This is a genomic window from Amycolatopsis kentuckyensis (assembly GCF_002155975.1).
GTDB lineage: Bacteria > Actinomycetota > Actinomycetes > Mycobacteriales > Pseudonocardiaceae > Amycolatopsis > Amycolatopsis kentuckyensis.
The window spans coordinates 1-439 of sequence record NZ_MUMI01000639.1 but is presented as its reverse complement, the minus strand read 5'-3'; the positions used below and the strand labels follow the sequence as shown (position 1 = coordinate 439).

1 pseudogene (cut by a window edge) is annotated in these 439 nt (G+C 70.6%); it reads left to right on the top strand.

The annotated features are described in order from the left end of the window. Window positions 1-388, top strand: a pseudogene (locus CCN39_RS44480) (penicillin-binding transpeptidase domain-containing protein) (its annotated part extends 231 nt beyond the left edge of the window); the annotation flags it as partial. Window positions 389-439 lie beyond the last annotated feature (51 nt).

Below are 439 nucleotides of genomic sequence, written 5' to 3'. Positions count from 1 at the left end.
GGTGGTCAGCCCCCAGACCGCCAAGACGGTGCGCGACATGATGCGCGCGGTCGCCCAGAACGGCAAGGGCCTGCAGAAGGGGACCGCGCCGACGGCGGCCGTCGAGGGCTACCAGATCTCCGGGAAAACCGGCACCGGCCAGCAGGTCGACCCGCGGACGAAGGCCTACAGCGACCACCTGTACAACATCACCTTCGCCGGCATCCTGCCCGCCGACCACCCGCGGTTCGTGGTCGGGATCCGGCTGGACGCGCCGGACACGACGCTGCCGGTCGGGCACTCCGCCGCGCCGCTGTTCCACACCATCGCGTCGTACGTGACGCAGCGGTACCAGATTCCGTTGTCCGACGGCCCCGCGCCGGAGGTTCCGCTCATCATCGCGCCGTAGCCAGGCACTGTCCGTTAAAGCCCCCTCACGCGGCACCGCGCGAGGGGGCTT